Source organism: Moorena sp. SIO3I6 (genome assembly GCF_010672095.1).
Window position 1 is genome coordinate 1 of record NZ_JAAHHU010000402.1, and the last position, 3,837, is coordinate 3,837.

Annotated in this window: 3 protein-coding genes; 1 reads left to right on the top strand and 2 read right to left on the bottom strand. The window is 39.2% G+C overall.

Annotation, left to right across the window (positions count from 1 at the left end; genetic code table 11):
- The coding region (locus tag F6K49_RS36820) for a hypothetical protein (protein ID WP_293104861.1) at positions 1–218 on the bottom strand (218 nt) is incomplete at its 3' end.
- 376 nt (positions 219–594) lie between these two features.
- On the opposite strand from F6K49_RS36820, the gene F6K49_RS36825 reads away from it, so the two are divergent.
- Positions 595–3,288: a CHAT domain-containing protein gene (locus tag F6K49_RS36825; RefSeq protein ID WP_293104864.1), complete on the top strand. Its 2,694-nt coding sequence runs from the start codon at positions 595–597 to the stop codon at positions 3,286–3,288.
- Positions 3,289–3,603: 315 nt separating this feature from the next.
- Here the strand turns inward: F6K49_RS36825 and F6K49_RS36830 are convergent.
- On the bottom strand, positions 3,604–3,837 hold a 234-nt coding region (locus F6K49_RS36830; protein WP_293104867.1), incomplete at its 5' end, for a hypothetical protein.

Consider the following 3,837-nt stretch of genomic DNA (forward strand, 5'->3'; position numbering starts at 1 on the left):
TGGAAGTGACTCTCTAGTGGTGTTAGATGGTATCGAGCTTCAGTTGACAGCAGAGGAAATTTTTGGCTGGTTGAAAATGGGAAGTTCAGCAACATAAGGGAGTAGGGAGTAGGGAGTAGGGTAAGGGTGGGAAGTGTGGGGAGATGGGGAGATGAGGAGATGGGGAGATTGGGGAGATTTTTATTAAGGGTAATTATCCCGATCCGAAACTTAGTCATAGCTTACTTTTAGGTGCGACCCGTGGCGAATTTAATTCGCCTACGGAAAGCGCACCTTTGACTTCTGACTTCTAACTTCTGACTTGCGCGTAGCGCTATACCTGGCTGCTGCTGTGGTTTGGCTTAACTGATGACACCTCCTAGTTTGCTTGATTAGCAAATTTTGATAGTGTTAAGAACAAGCACTTAAGTGATATAGTACTACCCATTAAGGTGTTTGACATTGATACAAGCAGCAAAAAGTGCGACCCGTGGCGAATTTAATTCGCCAACGGAAAGCGCACCTAAGCTGTTTTAATCAACTTTTGCATGCATGCCTCTTGCCTGTTGCCTTGCGCGTAGCGCTATATTACACAGCTAAAGCCGGAGTCAGCCTGTGTTTGATAGATTTAGTAAATCAAATATGCGTCCTTGGCTGGGAGTATTGTTCCTGATCAGCCTGACATTATGTTTATGGCTGGGTAATCTATCTTTAATAACAGAGCAAGCAACGATAGGAGAATTAGTCAACGCTCAAGATACCAATACAACTCAACAGGTAAATCAAGGTATTGAACGCTACGCTAGGGGAGATTATCGTGGTGCAATTTCTTTATGGAAAGAAGCGTTAAAGGTATATGAACAAAGTAATGAAGCGGCAACTATTGCAATTATTAATGAAAATTTAGCAAGAGCGTATCAGCAGTTGGGGGATACTCAGGAAGCAATTGGCTATTGGGAGAAGGTAATTTATTACTATCAGACTATTGGCAATTTACAAAAAGTAGGGCAAGTGCTTACGGAACAAGGGCAAGCCTATAGTAATCTAGGACAACCAGGGAAAGCAATTGCGCTGTTATGCGGTGCTAATTACGACAAATCCCAAGGAAAGCTAGAGTGTTTGCCAGGAAGTGCATTACAAATTGCTCGTGAGCAACAAGATAAACTGGGGGAAGTGGCAGCATTAGGAAGTTTAGGTGAAGCTTATCGTCTCCGGGGTGATTACAACGAAGCAATCGACTATTTAGAAAGTGCCTTAGAAGAGGCCAAAACTTATAATAATCCAGGCTATCTTGTTTTGGTATTAAATAGTTTAGGTAACACTCAGGCAAGTCGTGCCCAACTTTGGAATTTACGTGCCAAATCTGCTGCAAAACGTGGTATTCCTAAAGGCAAGGAATTTCAAACTAATGCCAGGGAAGATTATCAGAAGGCTTTGAGCTATTTTCAATCGAGTTTTAAACAATCTCAAGAACAAGATTATAAATCGGCTCAAATGCGAAGTCTACTGAATTTAATTCAGCTTTATGAACGCACTCAAGACTTAAATTTAGTTGATGCAGCAACGATTAATGTAGATATTCAACAAGCTTTAGCATTACTCGATCATTTACCGGATTCTGTTACGAAGGTATATGCAGCTATAGATTTAGCCAATTTACCTGATGGTGATAGTAATATTACTTCGCCCTTAACCCAGTGTTCAGTCAAGGGAAAATTAGCAGATGCACAAGCAACAACAATACTAAATCAGGCTATCGAAATTGCCCACAAATTGCAAGCAACACGTGCTGAGTCTTATGCGTTAGGTGCCCTAGGTCATTTTTATGAATGTCGTAAAGCCTATCAAAAAGCTTGGACATTAACTCAGAAAGCACTGTTATTAGCTGACCAAAATTTGCAAGCTAAAGATAGCCTTTATTTATGGGAATGGCAAGCAGGTAGGATATTACAAAAGCAGAACAAAGAGGCACAGGCGATTCCTTTCTATCAACGTGCCTATAATACCCTAGATAAAATTCGCAGTGATATTTTAATTGCAGAACGGGATTTACAATTTGACTTCCGGGATGTAATTGAGCCTGTTTATCGTCAGTTAGCCCAGTTCCGAATTGAGTTAGCTTCTCGGGATGAAGAAAATCGTAATAAAGAATTAAATTTGGCCTTAGAAACGGTTAATTCTTTAAAACTAGCAGAGCTACAAAATTATTTTGGCAATGATTGTATTTTGGCAGCTATTAATAATACTCAAGTTGATGAACTGTTAGAACAAAACACAGCGGTGTTTAGTTCCATTATTTTAGACGATGGTACGGCAATGATTTTGACTCTGCCAAATAAGGAAAAACACTTACACTGGATAGAACTATCACAGAAAGATTTTAGAAATCAGATTGAAAAATTCCGCCAAGGATTAATAGACGGTCAATTGTCAATCAATTATGATACTACTGACGCTGAAACGTTATATGATTTGATGATTCTTCCTTTTGAAGATTATTTAACGTCGCAACTTATCGAAACTATTGTTTTCATTCAAGACAGCTTTTTGCGTGACATTCCAATGGCTGCCCTTTATGATAAAAAAGCTCGAAAATATTTAATTGAAAACTATGCGATCGCTACCACCCCTAGTTTAAGTTTAACTGCACCCAAAAAACTAAATACTCAAACAGGTCGTGCGTTAATTTTGGGGGTCAGTAAAGAAGCAATAATTGACGAGCTCCCATTCCGAGCTTTGCCAAGTGTACCCTTAGAAATCAAAGAAGTTCAAAAAATCTTTCCTAATCATAAACAGTTTATAGATGAAGACTTTGAACCGAAGAAACTAGAAAAGGAAATTCAAGATACAGTTTACCCAGTTATTCATATAGCAACTCATGCTCAATTTGGAATAATTTCCGAAGATACGTTTTTAGTTACAGGAAATAATAATAAACTCACCATCAATGAATTAGAAACAGTTTTACGCCAAGTCAGTGGCGGTTCTGCCTCTGTTGAGCTTTTAGCACTAACGGCTTGTCAAACAGCGGTAGGTGATGAACGTTCTAGTTTGGGTTTAGCTGGAGTAGCTTTGCAAGTTGGGGTCAGAAGTGCAATGGCTTCCCTTTGGTCTGTGGGAGATGAATCTACATCTTTGTTAGTGAAAGAATTTTATATAAATGTACATCAATTGGGAATGAGTAAAGCTAAAGCGTTACAAGCTGCTCAGATAAAATTACTTAAGGCAAAAGAAATATCAGAAATTAATGACCAATATGATAATCCTTCTTTTTGGGCACCGTTTATTATGATTGGGAATTGGTTGTAAAACGTAGATATAGCAATTATCATAGCTATGAGGTAAACAATTTCTAGATTTTAGGGAACAGGGAACAGGGAACAGGGAACAGGGAAGAGAGAAGAGCGAATAGGGAATAGGGAATAGCGATGCCCTGCATCAACACAGGGAATCAACGTCAAAGAAGACTGTACCTCATAACTGCGATAAACGCTATAGCGTTTTTTTTCATAATGAGGTACACCGGTTTTTTTGCCTGTTCCCTGTTACCTGTTCCCTGTTCCCTGTTCCCTGTTCCCTAAAACCCAAAAAGTTGTACCTCACATAATTAAAAAACGCTAGCTATCACTTATCCCTATTTACAATTTCCTCCAACCACCTAATTTTATCAGCATCTTCTTCTAACTCAGACTTAGCGAGGTCTTCCACTAAACTGGAACCAAGCTGTCCCATCTTTCCAGGTTGTGCCAAGGTTAGCGCTTCCATAAATGCTTCATACCAAAAATCAGCCCCAGCATAGATATCTACTTTCTGGGAACTATTAATTGTGGTAGATAGCCTACTTTTTATCCGTGTTGA